We start from the raw sequence: 17,191 nt of genomic DNA on the forward strand, positions 1-17,191 counted from the left end.
AGTGATTATTATGAGGGAAAAGGATTTCGATATTAAAAACCCTAGAAAAAAGTTTCAAAAAACCGAAAGAGTACCTCCTGAAGGATATGAATGTGCTAACGACTTTTTTGAAGATATGTATATGGACAAGGACATGATCTGGATGGGTCAGAACACCAACCACCTGCATGACGATACAATAGCCAACGCTATGATTGAAGCCGTTAAGCAAAAGACCTTCTGCAGATATCCTGCGCCTGAAGGATTCAGCGAACTTAAACAATTGATTCTGGACGATTTGGGATTAGAAAACCTTGAAGTATTGCTTACATCCGGAGCTACAGAATCATTATATCTGGTAATGCAGGCACTTCTCGAGCCTGAAGACAATGTGATTCTATCAGATCCGGGTTATTTCATCATCGGGGACTTTGCAAACCGTTTCGCCGGTGAAGTGAGATATGTTCCAATCTACTTTGAGGAAAACAACTACAAACTCACTCCGGACCTTTTAAGGAAAAACATGGATGAAAACACACGTATGGTAATATTGATTGACCCGTTAAACCCGTTAGGCTCATCATACACTGAAGATGAACTTAAGGAATTTGCCCAAATTGCCAAGGAAAACGACTTATACTTATTGCATGACATAACCTACAAAGATTTCGCACGCGAACATTTCCTTGTAGAAAACTATGCTCCAGGCCAAACATTGACAATCTACAGCTTTTCCAAAATATTCGGAATGGCCGGTTTGAGGATTGGAGGTGTGATTTCATCAAAACCTATAATTGACTCCATCAAAAATGCCGTAGTCAATGACCTGGGAGTAAACATCATCTCACAGTACGGTGCAATCGCAGGACTCAAATCAAAACCTGAATGGTTTGACCAAATGAGGAAAACCTGTTTTGAAAACCAGAGATTAATCAGTGAAATGATCGAACCGATTGAAGGGGTGTTCCTGCCGGTCTATCCGTCAGACGCCAACATGATGGTAATCGACTTGTCAGGTGCTGGAATCAATCCGAAAACAATGTCAAACTATCTCATTGACAAAAAATTATTCACAAGAGAAGGGGAATACACTTCCGAGGAATTCGGAGACAGATACCTGCGTATCAGCTTTTCAATTCCAACAGAGGAAATCAAGGTATTCTGCGAAGAATTCCCTAAAGCCGTAGAGGCCTTAAGGACAAAATAAGGTTAATGGTATGAGATTCATATATCATCAACCTGTTCCTAATTTTTATAGTATAGAAAACCCTCAAAAACCTAAAAACCTCATCTCAGACGATTTTTTAAATGAATTTGAAGATATTGCAGTCGCTTCAAGATTCGCCGGCGTCAGCTATTCGAAACTCGGCGAAGAGTTTAAAAAGGACTGGAATATCGACTGGGACAATATCATAATACTGAAATATGCAATGTCCGATGAAATCCTGAAAATGGAGCCGTCCAAAGAGAAATGCAGATTAATGGATGTCGAATTTCAGGAATTCGGTCAAAAGACATTTGCGCTTGCAGATGTCCTAAGACGTGAAGGCTTTGAAGCGGATTTGATTAATCCTCTGGATGACAGGGTAAGCTTAAGGGCAATTGCCCTGCAGTCGAATGAGGCAATCATCACAAGAAGCAACATGTGCATGTTCAAGGAAGGGCTGAACCTCGGTTTTTTCATGATTAAGACTTCAATCGAGAATCTGCCTTTCAAAACGGAAAACGACATGGAATGGGTAAAGGATCACTGTTCAACTTGCGGAGTCTGCATAGACAGATGTCCGGAAAAGGTATTTGATGAGGAGGGCAAATTTCTAAGAAAACAGTGCACTGCACATCGCGAAGGCTGCAGCAAATGCATCAATTCCTGCCCATTTTACAAAAATGGCTATGAAAAGGTTAAAAAAAGATACTGGAGAATGAAAAAATGAATGATAAAATCGCATTGGTTTCATGCAGCGGATTAAGTCCATTGGGACTTGTCGTAAGGGCGGCCAGCGTAGAGCTGGCACTTGAAAACGAAAACATCGTTGCGGCATGCATAACGGAATATTCAGCCCAGCCGAATAACTGCTCACCGATATTGGACGATGCCAAAATCATCACAATCACAGGTTGCGGGGACGACTGCGCAGGAGTAATCCTAAAAGAAAAAGAAGTGGAATCGGTTAAAAACATTTCCGCGGATGCCGTTGTAAAGGCATATGACTTGAATCCATTGGATGCTGTCCGTCTTGATGAAGACGGTGAAAAGGCAGTGACAGTGCTTAAAAAATATATCCTGAAAGAAATGGAAAATATTTAATCGGAAAGATAATAATATTCTCCTTTTTCCTTCTGCTCACGATCCTTGAAACTGTCAAGCTTGTTGACTCTAGGCCTTTTTGTTTCCTTGTCTCTTCTGAATGTGATGTTGAGGTTTCCTAAAAACTCGTTCATCGCATTTCTAAGGTCAGTAGGCTTTGACGCATGACCGTTCAAACCAGGAGTTCCGTCAAACACCATCGCCCTGTCGGAGATATAATCGATAAAGACAATGTCGTGGTCAACGATAAGTGAAGCGGCGTTTCTGCTTTCAATTATTTTTCGGATAACCCTTGCTGCTATCAGTCTCTGTTCAACATCCAAGAATGCGGTCGGTTCGTCAAATAGATATATTTCAGCATCCTTTGACAGTGTTGCAGCAATAGCCAGCCTCTGAAGTTCCCCACCACTCAGGCCTTTGACAGGCTTGTCCAGCATGTCGTCCAATGTCAGCGGTTTCATGATTTCGCTTTCAAAAATCTTGCTGCCGTAGCTTGGAGCGTTCATAAACAAAAAGTCGCTGACGGTTCCTTCGAAGTTTGAAACGATGTATTGCGGCTTATAGGCAATTGTCACTTCCTCGTCGACTTCACCGGTTGTCGGCTCCTCAACTCCCGCCAGCATCTTGGCGAATGTGGTTTTTCCGATACCGTTTGAACCGAAAGCGGTCACGATTTCATCATAGAATATCTCACCCTCATCGGCAGTTAAGCTGAATCCGTCATACTCTTTTGACAGGTCACTGTATGAGGCCAGCGCATCACCCTCGTCTTCGGGGGTCGGCGGCCTTATTGTAAATTCAATAGGATTTCTTCTGATTCTGACGTTTTCCTCAGCCAAAAATCCGTTGATGTATGCATTGATTCCTAATCGAACTCCTTTTCTTCCGGATACGACACCGTATCCGCCGGGTGAACCGTACAATATGTGGATGTTGTCGGATAATGCGTCCAGGGTTGCAAGGTCGTGCTCGATGACAAGCACGCTTTTACCCTCTTCGGCAAGTGAACGGATAACCTTTACGGCGTTCAGCCTTTGGGACACGTCCAGCCAGGAGGTAGGCTCGTCGAAGTAGTAGAAGTCACCTTCCCTCAGGACTGTTGCGGCTATCGCAACCCTCTGGAGTTCCCCGCCGCTCAGGTTTTCCATTTTCCTGTCAAGAACGTTTTCAAGCTGAAGTTCCTGTGTCACATAATCGAGCTTGTCCCTTTCGTTGACGTTGGTGAGTAGGTCTTTGACTTTGCCCTTAACGACTTTCGGAAGCTTGTCCACCATCTGAGGTTTGAGGATGGTTTTGATGTTGCCTTCAGAGAGGTCCTGGAAATATTTCTGCAGGGATGAGCCCCTGTAGAAATCGATTACGGCATCCCAGTTTTCAGGCTTGTTTTCATAGTCCCCGAAGTTAGGGATTAAAGTTCCGGACAATATGTTCATGATTGTGGATTTTCCGATACCGTTCGGACCCAAAAGTCCCAGTACGGTTCCCTCTTCAAGGGTAGGCAGTCCGAACAGTTCGAACTGGTTCTGGCCGAACCTGTGAATCGGATTGTCTGCCGCTTCGGGTAAGTTGATAATTGTAATTGCATCAAATGGGCAGCGGTTGGTACATATGCCGCACCCTTCACATAATTCTTCGGATATCAGCGGTTTTTTTGAATCCTCGTCGATTACTATGGTGTCCTCGTCCATTCTCACACCCGGACAGTAATGGATACAAAGGTAATCGCACTTTTTAGGCTGACATCTGTCTTTGTCTAAAATTGAAATACGACTCATTATAATCTTCCTTAAATAATAATGTAAATATTTTTGTCAATTCTATTTAATTAAATTAATTGTAAATCAGAAAAAGATATGATAAAAGTTTTAAATAATGAGTTAAAGATTATCTATATATAACTCAATTTTATATTGAAAGTATAAGGTGGTTAAATGGATATTAATAAAATTCTTAGTGTGATTTTGGCATTGGTTATAATAATGTCTGCATCAGGAATGGTATTTGCAGAAGACTCATCTCAGGATGGAAGCTCTGATTCTGGAGATGATGTAACTCCTGATTCCGGTGGGGACGATGTAACTCCCGATTCAGGTTCTGATTCATCAGATTCCGGATCTTCTGATTCAGATTCCAGTTCTGATTCCAGTTCGGATTCCGGCAGCCAGGGCGGCTCAAGCAGCTACACTCCTAGTTCAAGCAGCAGTCAAAGTTATTCATACTCCCAACCTACCTACAGTGCGGTAGACAATCAGGATGTGGATACAAACAACGTGACAAATGTGACAAACAACACAAACAATACTAATCATACAAATCTAACTGAACTTCCTCAGGATGAAGGACCTAGCTTCAATTTCTGGTTATTGCTACAGATTATTGCAGTAATTATAGTTATTCTTGCTATCGTTTTCGTATATTTCAAATTATAGATTAGTTGGGAATCCCAACGCTTCGTCTTTTTGGGAAGTCGGATTAACGGAGTTTTTAAAACTCTGTTAAATACTTTTTTTATTTTTTCTATTCAATGAAAAAGTTTTTTTATTCAGAATTAAATATCTAATATTGATAAGATGAAACAGGTAATGGTCGTCAGAACAGATTTAAAAATGCGGAAGGGAAAAATCGCCGCGCAATGCTGCCACGGAGCTATTGGAGCATATAAGAAATCCCCTGCTGAAAAAATCAGAAAATGGGAAAATGAGGCTTATGCTAAGGTCATTTTGAAAGTTCAGACTTTGGAGGAGCTCACAGAACTTAAAAAGATTGCCGATGAGAAGGGCATCGTCAACTATTTGGTGGTTGATGCAGGAAGGACCCAGATACCTACATCAAGCGTTACGGTTTTGGCGCTCGGCCCTGATGAGGATGAAATTCTTGACGAGCTGACCGGGGATTTGAAGCTGTTATAGGCAAAGTGCCAATTTAATGAATCATTTTTTTAATTAAACAAGGTCGTGATTATCATCATAAAACAGGTTGTGAAAATAGGGGGCAGCCTCTTTCCGGATCATGCAATAGAACTTGCAGAAAAACTCAAGGGCACAGGTTCTGTCGTTGTTCTTGGAGGAGGGGAGTTTGCAAATCTTATTCGCAGATATGATGAGGAAATCAAGTTCTCTGAAGAGACAAACCACTGGACAGCCATCGATTGCATGGACATAATTGCAAAACTTGTCAACGACAAGGTCGAATCTGCAGAACTGGCCTATACAATAGAGGATGTTAATCGATTGTCCGAGGAAGGATTCACCCCAATATTCGTTGTTTCCGAGTTTTTGAGAAAGGAGGATCCATTTGAATGCAGCTGGGATGTGACCTCAGATTCGATTGCGGCCTATGTGGCCCACCTTCTAAATGCAAAACTTTTAATAGTAACAAATGTAAATGGTATATATACCCAGGAACCGAAAGAGTCAGGTTCGACATTCATAAGTAAAATCGATGCAACAACATTACTAACTTTTCAAGAGTCGTCGATTGATGTAATGCTGCCTTCTCTTTTATTAAAGTTCGGGTCTGATTGTTATGTTGTGAATGGGAAGTTCCCAGAAAGGGTAATGTCTTTAATAGACGATAATGTAAATGAGTATAACTTCGATTACACACAAATAATAGGTGAATAGAATGAAAAAAGTTGAATGTATTTCATGTAAACAAGAAATTCCATTAACCGGCACATTCGTCGAATTCGAATGTCCTGAATGTGGAGCAAAAATTGCAAGATGTGAAAAATGCCGTACTTTCGGTCACGGTTACAAATGTGAATGTGGTTTTGAAGGACCATAAACTTGAATGGAGGAATTAAGATGGGTGAAGTATTAACTACAATGAAAATCATGCCGGACAGTCCGGATGTAGATTTGGAAGCAATCAAATCCACTATCGAAAGCTCAATGCCTGAAGGCGCAAAACTTCATGAGATGAGTGAAGAACCAATCGCTTTTGGTTTGGTGGCTGTAATCTTACAGTTCATCACCGAAGATGGTGAAGGCGGATCAGAATCAGTTGAAGAAATGGTCCAGGCTATCGACGGCGTTGCAAGCTTTGAAATCACTGGCGTTGGAAGATTGATGTAAATTTTCCAACTTTTTTATCTTTTTTTCTAATTTTTTTCAAAACATTTATATACTATTTTTTCAATATGTAAATATAACTATTGTTATAGTAAGGAGGTTCCAAAATTTAGGTTTACCTAAAAATTACCGAAACCTTTATATAATATGATGACCTACTTTTATACAAGTGAGACATAAATTTAGGCATACCTAAATTTTCACTTAACAAAACATATTATTAGTCAATAATAATACAATCTCCAAAATATAAATATTTGTATTGAATTGGTTTTTCACAATTTTCTAATTCGATACAGGAAAATTATCTGCCAAAAATTTTCCGAAAAACACGATTGGTGTTACTCTCCTCAGCTTAAAACACCAATTAATTAAAAACACATATAACTACTCTCAGAAATTAAATATGTTTTTACATATTTAATTTCACCTATCCTTGTTTTTTTCTGATTACTGTCAAAATGAAATGCCTAAGTATATTTATAATGAAACTAAAATTATAATATTGTTTTAAAGTTAACTAGACTAAACGTTGGTAATCTTATGACTAGAACAAAACGACTTATAATTGTCATATTGATTGTTGTCTTCATCGGGCTTTTGGCAGTAATTGCCAATGCACTGTTTTTAGGAAACAGCAGCGAACTCACCCAAGGAGAAAAAAACATATTGGTATGTGCAATTGATGAAGGTGAAGAAAGGCCGGGAATGGGTGCCTGCGACATGGCGTTCATTATTTATCTGGAAAACGGAACCATTAAAAATTATTCCGCGGTCTACCCTGGAGGAATGACTCATCCAACGGCTATTGAACCACAGGAAGCACAGGAACAAGGTGCAGGATCAGCGTTATTACTTCACGATGCATTCTGGGATGCGGACAACGAGAAAGGAATGCAATATGCAAAGGAGATTGTTGAATATCAAACCAACACAACAATAGACTCTGTCGTAGCAATAAACAGCCAGGCATTAGATGCAATACTGTCCGCTGCAGGACCATTGGAAGTCAATGGTGAAATAACCAATGCAAGCGGTATTGACATCATCCGTGAAGAGGATTGGGGTAATGGCGTATCCAGAGGTGATGCGGTCATAGACATAGTTAAAGCCGTAGCGAATGCAGCTTCAAAAGATGATTCCGTCAAATCCGCTATGGTAAATGCCGCACTCGACCAATATTCCAAAGGAAACATTGTAATGGATGAGAAAGGAGCCTTTGCAGGATTGCTCGCATCCAAAGGGTTTAGTTCAATATTCTAACCCTTTTTCTTAAATTTTAGGTTCTAATTTTTTTATAAACAATCCCATAAACATCACAATCATAGGGAAAAATATCGTATAGATTACAAGAAGCAATTCTGAAGAGATCACATCTCCCATAACGGTTGAACCCGCCATCAGCATAATTAAACAAATCACAGGTGCCAGAATGGCAATGAACGTGTAGATTAAAATAAACGAATTGAGTTTTTGCGAATATTCCTTCAGTTTAATCTGCATGTCAAAGGAAATGTCGCCGGCAATTATTTCCAGACTTCCGGCAAGATTGCCTCCAACTCTTAAAGTGCCTATAATCTGATGAATGGCACGGGACAGGCCGTCTGATTTTACTCTGTGGCTCATTTCAAGCAAAGAGTCCTCTGTTGATTTGCCGAATTTTATCTCTTCCAAGACACGGGCAAATTCCCTTGAAAGGGATCCGTAATCCCCGTCTCTGATTGTGATTAGCGCATCATGCAGTCCTCTTCCGGCTTTCAGTTCAATACCCATATGCCTTAATGCGTAGGGAAGCTCCTGATTTAAATCGCCGTAACTTCTCTGTTCTTTCATCTGAGGATAATATAATATGAATAGATAAAACATTACAATGCACACCAGATAAATTCCACTAATCTCCAAACTTGCAAGCAATGCCAATAAAACCAGAATGGAGAAAAGCAGGACTATAACCGGCTTTTTTAACATGTATTTCAGCAGCCCGTCCCTCATCTCATCAGCTTTCGTTTCGCTCTTTTTGACGGGTTGTGCGCTTAACTCCAGTTTCGAAAATATCTCCAAATTAAGTTCATCGGATTTCGATTTGTCTATTTCGATATCCTTAATTGATAAATCTCTAAAAAAACTGGCAATGGACAGCACAATCTCCCCGATTATGATAAAAAATCCGTTAAACATTCAATCACCTGTTCAGGATAATCTTATTCAAAACGCTTTGGGGCTTTTTGTAGTAAAGCTCAATGACATCGTTCACCTCGTCAACGGAGCGGATGTTATTGTTTATCATATGCTTTAAAACAAGTTTCCGGTTCTCGATTTCATGATATAACTCATTGATTGTCCTTCCGCTTAAATTGGCAATTTGCGTTAATGCATTGCTTGTCACGCCGACATTATCAATTGTGTCTTTCTCAGGATTCCATTTGAATATTCTGTTCAACTGAATGGTTCCCTCCTCCATTCCGACAACTTCGGCAACTTCACTGATTCTTCTGAATGAAACTCCTGAAGGAGTGTAGATTCTATTCTGCATAATGATGAAATCAATTGCCTGAATCATAATTTCCGGAACAGACATTGGGGGATTGGTAAGCCGGGTAATTGTTTCTCTTGCATCGTTTGAGTGCAGTGTTCCAAATCCTGAATGACCGGTATTCAAAGCAGTAAAAAGGGTTATTGCCTCGTCTGCCCTAACCTCTCCAACAATTATCTTGTCGGGACGTTGCCTTAGGGAATTTTTAACCAAATCGTTCATGGTCAGTTCGCCCTTGTCTTCGACATTTGCAGGACGGGTTTCCATACGTATTACATGTTCATGAGGGATTTGGAGTTCAAGAGTGTCCTCGATTGTGATTATCCTCTCATTTGGATTGATGAATGCTGAAAGCGCATTCAATGTTGTTGTTTTGCCGGAGCTGGTTCCTCCGGAAATTATTGCATTTGCCGATTTCACTCCAAGCCCGTCAATGCACAGCCAGAAAAATCCCGCAAGATCAAGGGATATTGTTCTTGAATTGATCAGGTCAATAATGGTCAGGGGGTCCCTTCTGAATTTGCGAATTGTGAGTGAAGGCCCGTCAGGCGAAACCGGCGGGATTGTGGCGTTTATTCTGGAACCGTCAACCAGCCGTCCATCGAGAATCGGAGACTCCTGGTCTATTCTTCTGTTGATCTGTCTTGCAATTGAATCAATCAGGTTTCTTATCTCTCCCTCATCTTCAAATTCGAGATTGGTTTTCATCATTCCGTATTCTCTATGGTAGACAAAAATAGGTTTTCCTGTTCCTATTATCATGATTTCTTCCAGTTCGTCATCCTGAATCAGGCTGTCAATCTCTCCGTAGCCTATAATGTCCCTAATGAATTTTTGGGATAAATCGTTCACGTATTTCTCTGAAATGTTATTCTGCTCAGATTCATTTAATCTTAAAAATAAAAAGTTCTTGATGTCATTGAATAGCTTTCCTTCGCTTGCCTGGTAGCTTTCACCGGAGGAAATGGCCAAATCTACCAGATTTTCTCGTATTTCTCCTAACAGAATTCTTTCCCTTTGGGTGTAATTCTGCCTTGCTACATCATATTGTGGTATAATTTCGTCTTTCATAATATCACCAATGGCGGGTCGGGTTATAATTAGAAATTAGTAATACTGATTAATATACTTTTTATTACTTTTGAAAGCATTATTACATCTAAATGACAATATTAAAACAAGAGGTGGTTTTATCTTAAACATTGACGATAAAATTAAAGCGCTTGAACCGTGTGAAAAATGTCAGGACATCCAAATCAAGAAGTTTTCCCCATTGAGGGAACTGATTGATTTTGAAATTCTGAACGGAGAATACATGAAATGCGAATGCGGAAAAAGGCCTTTGGATATTGTAATGAGCCATATCCTGAAAATCATGATTGAAGGAGGCATAGTTCCTGAAAAGGCCACATTGAGGCGCAACTCTCCGGTGCCGTTGTCAGGATTTTATTACAGCAGTCTGAATCCGCAGTTCATAGGTGAAGAAACTCTGATCCTGCTCCATCCGGATTTCACCGCTGATGTCGCATCAAGGCTGATTGGTGATGTTCCGGAAGTAAAGTGCGTCCTAAAGGGAAGTCCGCAAAGTACAGCAGGCCAGTTGGATAAAACCTCCGATATCAATCACTTCGAGATTCTCGAAGGTGATGACACGCAAATCAATGTCATGAGAACATTGCTTGGAGAAAAAATCGTTTTGATTAAGAATCAATCCAAACACCACATAGAAGTGGCAATGACCACAGAAGAGAAGCTTGTTAGACTTCATAATTATCTGAACAATAATGATGTAAAAAAAGGGATAGCCATTGACGGGATGTGCGGCCTTGGGGCACTTGGGATCTATCTGTTAAAATCCGGATTTGAAAAGGTAATCTTCAATGACATAAACCCTGAAATGATTGAAGCGTTAAAAGACAATATTGAAATGAATGGTATTTGCGAAGGCTATGAAATATCCAATCAGGCATTTGAAGATTTGGAAATCGATAATGTTGATTTATGCGTAATTGATGCGTTTCCAGGAGTGGATGTAGAAGAAATTGTTAAAAAAGCAGAGGAAATGGCAGGTAATGTTGTGATAATATAATAACTATCTTAAGCATGTTTCAATTCTTTTTTTCATATAATCGCCTACACAAACATCTGAAAATAAATCACAATTGCCGGAATAATCAAAACTCCCATCAAATGGGACTTTCCAATCCCGATATAATGGGGAAGCATCCCCATTGCTGTTGAAGTGATTAATGCCAGAGTCATATACAAAACAGGTGCCTTATAGTAGAAAATGAAGATGTATAAAATAGCAATCTGAAGCAGAATCACGCCGATTGACAATTTCCGGTAATTTACGTGACTCATCAGTCTGGAAAAGGAATCCCCCAATTTCAGAGAAAGCACCATAGAAACGGAAACTGCAATCATGGATGCAAAAATGAAAATCGCCAGATGATTAAGGCCCATTTCAAAAACCAGATAGGACATGTAAACCGCTATTCCGCTTCTTGGGTTTCCGATGATGTATATTGCAATCAGCGAAAACAGACAGTCCGAAATGTTCAGGCCTGAAGTGGCCAGTAGGAAGTTTACAGTATCGTCATCGTCATTGTCGTTTGTGCCGCTTACTGCCTGGGCTATCACTGTTCCCTGGGCAGGTCCGAAGCCTGGAAGAAAGCCGAGTATAGCACCGGTAATTCCTCCGGCGAATATGCTTTTGAATTTGTTATAGTCTATGTCGAGCTCATAAAACGGATTCTGATGGGGAAGTATTGACGATTCGTTCAGGCTGTAGAGGATTGTGCTGATTCCGAAAAGTCCGGAAAATGTGCACATCATTGTAGTTCCCGATGAAATCGGCGTTTGGAAAATTACCCATCCGAGAATTCCAGAAAGCACAAATAACAGGATTGCCCATAGAAAGTCTCTGGAATTTGCGGTTAGGCTATGGGTTAAATAAATTGATGCGACAAGCAATATCGCCCATGTAAAGGGTTTGGATATGTCATGCAAGATTGGCAGGGCGATTGCAAAGAGTGGAAGCATCAAAATGGTTACCATAATCGCGCCAAAGCCTCCGACGGATACGATTCGAATCACTTCCTTCGACCGTCCCTGCAATACCATCCGGTGTCCTGGAAGTATTGATGTGGCTGTGCCTTCCTGAGGCACTCCCAAAAGCATTGAAGGGACAAATTCTATCAGTGCATGTGCAATGGACATCGACACCATAAGCACGCATAGGAATTCGGGTGAAACGGCTGTCAATAAAACTGAGGAGGATGCAAACAGTATCGCTCCGGCAGTATTTACATGTATGCCTGGAATCATTCCTGTTGTGGTTCCTATTGCTATTCCTATAAAACAGGCTATAACTAATTCTATCATAGCCATTAATTGAACTGCAAGCAATTTAAAGTTTGTTGAAGCTAATTCGTAAAATTTACTTGATTTAATAATATTTCATTCGTTTAATTAATTGATTCCTATCAATAAGTGAATATGTTCAATGATAAACTGATAATTCGCTATCCTCGACAGAATGAATGACAATTGTGATATGGATGATTATCTTGATATGGGATGGCTAGAATTCTTCTCTGTTGAATTTCAGGGATTTCATTGAGATTTTGGATAATAATTCAAGAAGCTCTTCACGGGTGATGTTCAACTTTTCACAAATCATATCATCCCATTCCTTTTCCTTCTGGATTAAAAATTCGGCGGTTTCAGTTCCCTTTTCGGTTAATGTGATTTTATAGGCCCTTTTATTTGACTCATCAACTTCCCTGGTGATCAGTCCTTTTTCTTCAAATTCTTTAAATGCCCTTGAAACTCCGCTCCTGTCCATCAGACAGGCTTTTGCAATGTCTGACTGATTTGTACCCATCTCATAGTATAAAAATAGAAGCATGTAATACTGGCCGGGCAAAATCTCAGTTCCGCTTTTGATGTGTTTGTTGATGTAGAAATCATGAGTTTTGCTTAATGTAATCAGATGATTTACAATAAAGGGGGAGCCTCTAATTATATCGTCATATTCAATCATAAAATCACTAATTAATATATTAAGTCTTAATGTTTAAATACTATTTGTAACAAGTTAATAACATGAACAGAAAAATCATCATCATTTTAGCAATCCTCGCTGTTTGCATTTTAGTTGCAAGCCCTGTTTTTGCAAAGGAAAAGGTCAAAATCAAAATCACCGACGGCGATTTCGTATTGAACAATAGAGGATACATTGTTATCAAGCTTGTTGACAAGGAAGGTAGGGAAATCAAATCCAATGGAATGATTAACTACACAATCACTGACAAGAACGGAAACTACAAATGGGTCTATAAATCATATAAAAGCGGAATCCGGGTAAAATATGATGTCGGCAAATATAATGTGAAGGTCAAATTCTATGGGGATTCCAAATACAAAAAGGCAGTGAAAAGCAGGAATGTTGTCATAAAAAGCAATTTCAATTCGAAAAGCGGTTTCGATCCGTATACATATTATGATGACCATCATTGGGGATTGAACCGGCAAATCGATGATTATATCGGTGACAGTTACTGGAATGAGGAAATCTACGACGATGTGGATGACCCCGAAAATGAGGCCTGGAACATTTAGCCGTATCCAAGGTATCTCAAAACCGCATATAAAATCAGTATTATAACCAGTATGACTATTGAAGTTCTGGTTGAGAAAAATCTGGTTTGTCTGAATTCCTCGTCCTTAACTTCGCCTTTTTTCAGGATTCTTTCCTTTTCAAAGGAGCATTTCTGATAAATGGCTTCGATTTCCTTTGGGAGCCTGCCATGTTCGTTGAGCATGTTGATTGTTTTGTTCAGGTATTTTACGGCATCTGAATCGTCGCCCATGTTTACGCAGCAGAATGCAGCCTTATAGTTGAAATTGGTAACCAGTTCAAGGTCATCAACAACCTTGCTTTCGTATTGCAGGCAGTTTTTGTATGCTTTAATGGCTTCCTTGTATCTTTTAAGGTCGTATAATGCATCCCCTTTGGCGTTGAATCCCACCAATGTGTCTTCGTTTAGAAGGGATTTTTCCAGATATTGCAGCGCCTCTTCGTTTCTTCCTGTCTTTTGAAGCATCTGGCCCTTGTACAGGTCGGACTTTTCATCCATGCCGTAGTTCTTTTCATAGGCGTCAAGGCTTTTCAATGCATCTTCATGTCTTTTTGACTTAATCAGCAGTTCAATCTTTCCCATCAAAACCTCTTTTTTGCTTATGCGGGGTTTTTCGATTGGGGAATATGACTTATATTTGTCATATGCCTTATCCATGTATTCTATTGCTTCTGTGATGTTGCCTTTGTTGAATTGTGATAATGCCTTGTCACAGAGTACGTTTACGGAACGTGGCTGCTTTTTCAGATATTCATCGAAATATCTTTCTCCGTAATCTCCGTTGTCATGTGTTTCATCATAATATTGATAATATAGTCCTTTCTCTTCAATTGCAAGAAGATATTCTTCATCGATTAGAAGGTCGAGAATTGCCAGATAATTTTCGGTATCGTCTTTTCCATGTCTTTTTCGGGCTAGTCTGAGTGCTTCTTCAGGATTTCCTTGTGCAATGTATTGCTTTGCGGTTTCAATGATTTCGCTCATAAAATCTCCCTTTTTTATAATAATATATCTCTTGTTCGATGAATATTTATTTGTTTTCATATTTTAATATTTTTAGGATTACCTAAACATTTAAATATTATGGGATACAATAGTTATATAAGTTTTGGTATACCTAAATCTGGGCGGAGGTATTTGAAACTAATTTTTTTTAGTCATGGGAGATGTTTTTCGAAAGGATATCCTTCATGATATTAATGGAAGATGGGAGAAAAAGTAATGACAGAACTAATTATTGGATTAGCAGGAAACCCCAATGTTGGAAAAACCACTGTTTTCAATCGATTGACTGGTATGCGCCAACATGTTGGTAACTGGCCCGGAAAGACAGTTGAAAGAGCTGAAGGCCATTTCAAACATGGAAGCTATGAATATGAAGTCATCGATTTGCCGGGGAATTATGCATTGAGTGCTCATTCTATGGAAGAGATCGTTTCAAGAGATTTCATTGTGGATGATGACTCTGATGTAATAGTTAACATTGTTGATGCGGCTAATCTTGAACGTAATTTATATTTAACAGTACAGATGATGGAATTGGGCGCTAATTTAGTAATGGCGCTGAATATGAACGATTTTGCGAAGAAAAAGGATCATATAATTGACATAAAATTGATGAGTGAACTTTTAGGGTTCCCTGTTGTTGAAATAAACGCTAAAACAGGGGACGGTTTTGAAGAATTGCTGACAACAGTCGAAAAACAATCAGCAAATCCAATTGATTCCAGTGCAAAATTGGCTTATGGCAACGACATAAAAGGGCATCTGTCCGAAATTCAGGAGTACATAGAAAAAGATAAAAACTTATTGGATGTTCCTTCAGTCTGGACCGCTGTAAAATTATTAGAAAGAGATACAATTGTAATAGATAAGGTTCAACACTCTTCCGAAGGTTCAAAAATCATGGTCGAGGTTGACAGGGTAAGCAAACATTTGCATGATGTTTACCATGAAGGTCCCGAAGAGGTAATTGCAAATGCAAGATACGCATTCATCGACGGTTTGATGGCGGAATCCGTTAAAAAACCTGCCGTTGAAAAGGAATCCACTACTGATAAAATCGATAAGATTGTAACAAATAGGATATTAGCACCTATCATATTTATTGTTATAATGTGGGTAATGTTCCAATTAACATTCACAATAGGCGCTCCTTTCCAGGATATGATTGACGAAGCATTCGGAGCGTTAGGAGGATTTGTTGCAGGATTCATATCAAATGAATATCTGGCATCATTCATCTGCGACGGTATCATCGGAGGAGTAGGTGGAGTTCTCACTTTCCTGCCGATCATTATTCTGATGTTTTTATTCTTGAGCATATTGGAAGACTGCGGTTATCTGGCAAGGGCTGCATTTACCTTAGATAAGATTATGCATAAACTTGTAGGTCTTCACGGTAAGGCATTCATTCCGATGATTTTAGGATTCGGTTGTGGGGTGCCGGCTATTATGGCAACAAGAACCATGGAAAACGAAGGGGACCGTATGCTTGCCATGATGCTTGTTCCGTTCATGTCCTGTACCGCCAGATTGCCTATTTATGCGATATTCATAGGAGCATTTTTCGCAGAAAATCAAGGTAATGTATTGCTGGCCATTTATTTATTAGGTATTGTCGTGGCACTCATTGTTGCAGCAATCCTTAAAAGAACAATGTTTAAAGGTTTATCAACTCCATTCGTTATGGAATTGCCAACATATAAAATACCTTCCGTAAAAGGGGTATTGTTGCACACCTGGGAAAAAGTTAAAGGATTCCTAAGAAAAGCAGGTACCATCATTCTTGCTTGTTCCATCGTGTTGTGGGCATTAAGCATATTCCCATTGGGAGTAGAATACGGATCTGCAGACAGTTTATTAGGAATGATCGGAAGCGTCATTGCCCCAATTTTCGCACCGCTAGGATTCGGAACATGGCAGGCTGCCGTAGCAATCATTGCAGGTTTAGCAGCTAAAGAGGTTGTTGTTGCAACATTCGGTACTTTAGCAGGTATGGAAGAAGATGATGAAGAAGGAATTACAAGTCTGGTCCATGATACCTTCACTCCATTATCAGCATTCTCTTTCATGGCATTCACATTGCTGTACACTCCATGTTTTGCGGCTATCGGTGCAATCAAACAGGAAACCAACAGTTATAAATGGGCATTGACCATGTGTGCAATTACATTGGTAACCGCATATGTTGTTTCATTCTTGATTTTCCAAATTGGAGGATTAGCAGGATTTGGATAAGTGAAAATTAGTATCTTAACTAATTTTCATTTTTAAATTTTTAGTCATGACTAAATATATTTATATACTTTGAAAAACAATATAGTAATACTAAATTTTTAGTATGCCTAAAAATTAATTTTATTATAATTGGGTGATAAAATGAAAACATTAAAAGATGCAAAACCTGGTGAAACTGTTACTTTGGTCAAATATCACGACACAGGTGATGTGGATTTAAAAAGACATTTATTAGGTATGGGTTTTGTTAAAGGAGCAAAAATCACTGTTAAAAAAGTAGCTACCTTAGGAGATCCTATCGAAATGTCTGTAAAAGGATATGACGTTTGTCTTCGTAAAGAAGAAGCTGAAAACATTGAAGTGGAATAGCTTCAATTTTTCATTTATTTTTTTTTTAAATAATTTTTTTAGA

The 17,191-nt window shown here is 39.3% G+C and carries 19 protein-coding genes; 13 read left to right on the plus strand and 6 right to left on the minus strand.

Annotated elements, in window-relative coordinates:
- Positions 1-10 precede the first annotated feature (10 nt).
- The 3 genes from IJF99_RS03860 to IJF99_RS03870 are packed head-to-tail and all read left to right on the plus strand — an operon-like array spanning position 11 to position 2,287.
- Entirely contained in the window at positions 11-1,186 is a 1,176-nt protein-coding gene (locus tag IJF99_RS03860) for a pyridoxal phosphate-dependent aminotransferase (RefSeq protein WP_292792272.1), read from the plus strand.
- A 10-nt stretch (positions 1,187-1,196) separates the two neighbouring features.
- Positions 1,197-1,913 (plus strand): ferredoxin, encoded by a 717-nt coding sequence (locus tag IJF99_RS03865; RefSeq protein ID WP_292792274.1) that lies wholly within the window; start codon positions 1,197-1,199, stop codon positions 1,911-1,913.
- A complete protein-coding gene (locus IJF99_RS03870; RefSeq protein ID WP_292792276.1) occupies positions 1,910-2,287 on the plus strand; it encodes a putative zinc-binding protein in 378 nt (125 codons plus the stop codon). Before IJF99_RS03865 ends, IJF99_RS03870 begins: the two co-directional genes overlap by 4 nt.
- On the opposite strand, the gene IJF99_RS03875 is transcribed toward IJF99_RS03870, so the two are convergent.
- A complete protein-coding gene (locus IJF99_RS03875) occupies positions 2,284-4,062 on the minus strand; it encodes a ribosome biogenesis/translation initiation ATPase RLI (RefSeq protein WP_292792278.1) in 1,779 nt (592 codons plus the stop codon). The two genes, IJF99_RS03870 and IJF99_RS03875, sit on opposite strands and share 4 nt — an antisense overlap.
- 156 nt (positions 4,063-4,218) lie before the next feature.
- Between IJF99_RS03875 and IJF99_RS03880 the strand changes: the two genes are divergently transcribed.
- The 6 genes from IJF99_RS03880 to IJF99_RS03905 all read left to right on the plus strand — a co-directional run bounded on the left by IJF99_RS03880 (position 4,219) and on the right by IJF99_RS03905 (position 7,623).
- The gene (locus tag IJF99_RS03880) at positions 4,219-4,716 is read left to right on the plus strand and encodes a hypothetical protein (protein ID WP_292792280.1); all 498 of its coding nucleotides are present in this window, start codon (positions 4,219-4,221) and stop codon (positions 4,714-4,716) included.
- A gap of 141 nt (positions 4,717-4,857) precedes the next feature.
- Entirely contained in the window at positions 4,858-5,196 is a 339-nt protein-coding gene (gene pth2, locus IJF99_RS03885) for an aminoacyl-tRNA hydrolase (protein WP_292792282.1), read from the plus strand.
- Between the two features lie 45 nt (positions 5,197-5,241).
- Complete coding sequence (locus IJF99_RS03890; protein WP_292792284.1) at positions 5,242-5,910, plus strand: delta 1-pyrroline-5-carboxylate synthetase; 669 nt, start codon at positions 5,242-5,244, stop codon at positions 5,908-5,910.
- 1 nt (position 5,911) lies between these two features.
- Positions 5,912-6,073 carry a zinc finger domain-containing protein gene (locus IJF99_RS03895; protein WP_292602964.1) on the plus strand — a complete coding sequence of 54 codons (162 nt, stop codon included), beginning with the start codon at positions 5,912-5,914 and terminating at the stop codon, positions 6,071-6,073.
- Between the two features lie 20 nt (positions 6,074-6,093).
- Complete coding sequence (locus tag IJF99_RS03900) at positions 6,094-6,363, plus strand: elongation factor 1-beta (RefSeq protein ID WP_292792286.1); 270 nt, start codon at positions 6,094-6,096, stop codon at positions 6,361-6,363.
- Between the two features lie 540 nt (positions 6,364-6,903).
- Positions 6,904-7,623 carry a DUF4012 domain-containing protein gene (locus IJF99_RS03905; RefSeq protein WP_292792288.1) on the plus strand — a complete coding sequence of 240 codons (720 nt, stop codon included), beginning with the start codon at positions 6,904-6,906 and terminating at the stop codon, positions 7,621-7,623.
- 9 nt (positions 7,624-7,632) lie between these two features.
- On the opposite strand, the gene IJF99_RS03910 is transcribed toward IJF99_RS03905, so the two are convergent.
- The gene (locus IJF99_RS03910) at positions 7,633-8,538 is read right to left on the minus strand and encodes a type II secretion system F family protein (RefSeq protein WP_292792290.1); all 906 of its coding nucleotides are present in this window, start codon (positions 8,536-8,538) and stop codon (positions 7,633-7,635) included.
- A 4-nt stretch (positions 8,539-8,542) separates the two neighbouring features.
- Positions 8,543-9,964 (minus strand): CpaF family protein, encoded by a 1,422-nt coding sequence (locus tag IJF99_RS03915; protein WP_292792292.1) that lies wholly within the window; start codon positions 9,962-9,964, stop codon positions 8,543-8,545.
- Between the two features lie 70 nt (positions 9,965-10,034).
- Between IJF99_RS03915 and IJF99_RS03920 the strand changes: the two genes are divergently transcribed.
- A complete protein-coding gene (locus tag IJF99_RS03920; protein WP_292792294.1) occupies positions 10,035-10,982 on the plus strand; it encodes an SAM-dependent methyltransferase in 948 nt (315 codons plus the stop codon).
- A 44-nt stretch (positions 10,983-11,026) separates the two neighbouring features.
- On the opposite strand, the gene IJF99_RS03925 is transcribed toward IJF99_RS03920, so the two are convergent.
- Positions 11,027-12,280, minus strand: a complete 1,254-nt coding sequence (locus IJF99_RS03925; RefSeq protein WP_292792296.1) for a tripartite tricarboxylate transporter permease — start codon at positions 12,278-12,280, stop codon at positions 11,027-11,029.
- A 199-nt stretch (positions 12,281-12,479) separates the two neighbouring features.
- The gene (locus tag IJF99_RS03930; RefSeq protein ID WP_292792298.1) at positions 12,480-12,941 is read right to left on the minus strand and encodes a MarR family transcriptional regulator; all 462 of its coding nucleotides are present in this window, start codon (positions 12,939-12,941) and stop codon (positions 12,480-12,482) included.
- A gap of 62 nt (positions 12,942-13,003) precedes the next feature.
- On the opposite strand from IJF99_RS03930, the gene IJF99_RS03935 reads away from it, so the two are divergent.
- On the plus strand, positions 13,004-13,519 hold the full coding sequence (locus tag IJF99_RS03935; RefSeq protein ID WP_292792300.1) for a hypothetical protein: 516 nt from the start codon (positions 13,004-13,006) through the stop codon (positions 13,517-13,519).
- Here IJF99_RS03935 and IJF99_RS03940 read toward each other — a convergent pair.
- Positions 13,516-14,523: a tetratricopeptide repeat protein gene (locus tag IJF99_RS03940; protein WP_292792302.1), complete on the minus strand. Its 1,008-nt coding sequence runs from the start codon at positions 14,521-14,523 to the stop codon at positions 13,516-13,518. The two genes, IJF99_RS03935 and IJF99_RS03940, sit on opposite strands and share 4 nt — an antisense overlap.
- A 237-nt stretch (positions 14,524-14,760) precedes the next feature.
- Here IJF99_RS03940 and feoB point away from each other — a divergent pair, with 237 nt between their 5' ends.
- Together feoB and IJF99_RS03950 are read left to right on the plus strand one after the other, a co-directional pair.
- Positions 14,761-16,779: a ferrous iron transport protein B gene (feoB, locus tag IJF99_RS03945; protein ID WP_292792304.1), complete on the plus strand. Its 2,019-nt coding sequence runs from the start codon at positions 14,761-14,763 to the stop codon at positions 16,777-16,779.
- Positions 16,780-16,920: 141 nt separating this feature from the next.
- Positions 16,921-17,148, plus strand: a complete 228-nt coding sequence (locus IJF99_RS03950) for a FeoA family protein (RefSeq protein WP_292792306.1) — start codon at positions 16,921-16,923, stop codon at positions 17,146-17,148.
- Positions 17,149-17,191 lie beyond the last annotated feature (43 nt).

This window comes from Methanobrevibacter sp. (assembly GCF_017406825.1).
In the GTDB taxonomy this organism is placed as follows: Archaea; Methanobacteriota; Methanobacteria; order Methanobacteriales; family Methanobacteriaceae; genus Methanocatella.

What these genes read in the sequence shown, in the direction of transcription:
- IJF99_RS03860 (WP_292792272.1), top strand. Translation starts at nt 11, where the DNA reads ATGAGGGAAAAGGATTTCGATATTAAAAACCCTAGAAAAAAGTTTCAA.
- IJF99_RS03865 (WP_292792274.1), top strand. Translation starts at nt 1,197, where the DNA reads ATGAGATTCATATATCATCAACCTGTTCCTAATTTTTATAGTATAGAA.
- IJF99_RS03870 (WP_292792276.1), top strand. Translation starts at nt 1,910, where the DNA reads ATGAATGATAAAATCGCATTGGTTTCATGCAGCGGATTAAGTCCATTG.
- IJF99_RS03875 (WP_292792278.1), bottom strand. Translation starts at nt 4,062, where the DNA reads ATGAGTCGTATTTCAATTTTAGACAAAGACAGATGTCAGCCTAAAAAG.
- IJF99_RS03880 (WP_292792280.1), top strand. Translation starts at nt 4,219, where the DNA reads ATGGATATTAATAAAATTCTTAGTGTGATTTTGGCATTGGTTATAATA.
- pth2 (WP_292792282.1), top strand. Translation starts at nt 4,858, where the DNA reads ATGAAACAGGTAATGGTCGTCAGAACAGATTTAAAAATGCGGAAGGGA.
- IJF99_RS03895 (WP_292602964.1), top strand. Translation starts at nt 5,912, where the DNA reads ATGAAAAAAGTTGAATGTATTTCATGTAAACAAGAAATTCCATTAACC.
- IJF99_RS03900 (WP_292792286.1), top strand. Translation starts at nt 6,094, where the DNA reads ATGGGTGAAGTATTAACTACAATGAAAATCATGCCGGACAGTCCGGAT.
- IJF99_RS03905 (WP_292792288.1), top strand. Translation starts at nt 6,904, where the DNA reads ATGACTAGAACAAAACGACTTATAATTGTCATATTGATTGTTGTCTTC.
- IJF99_RS03910 (WP_292792290.1), bottom strand. Translation starts at nt 8,538, where the DNA reads ATGTTTAACGGATTTTTTATCATAATCGGGGAGATTGTGCTGTCCATT.
- IJF99_RS03915 (WP_292792292.1), bottom strand. Translation starts at nt 9,964, where the DNA reads ATGAAAGACGAAATTATACCACAATATGATGTAGCAAGGCAGAATTAC.
- IJF99_RS03925 (WP_292792296.1), bottom strand. Translation starts at nt 12,280, where the DNA reads ATGATAGAATTAGTTATAGCCTGTTTTATAGGAATAGCAATAGGAACC.
- IJF99_RS03930 (WP_292792298.1), bottom strand. Translation starts at nt 12,941, where the DNA reads ATGATTGAATATGACGATATAATTAGAGGCTCCCCCTTTATTGTAAAT.
- IJF99_RS03935 (WP_292792300.1), top strand. Translation starts at nt 13,004, where the DNA reads ATGAACAGAAAAATCATCATCATTTTAGCAATCCTCGCTGTTTGCATT.
- IJF99_RS03940 (WP_292792302.1), bottom strand. Translation starts at nt 14,523, where the DNA reads ATGAGCGAAATCATTGAAACCGCAAAGCAATACATTGCACAAGGAAAT.
- feoB (WP_292792304.1), top strand. Translation starts at nt 14,761, where the DNA reads ATGACAGAACTAATTATTGGATTAGCAGGAAACCCCAATGTTGGAAAA.
- IJF99_RS03950 (WP_292792306.1), top strand. Translation starts at nt 16,921, where the DNA reads ATGAAAACATTAAAAGATGCAAAACCTGGTGAAACTGTTACTTTGGTC.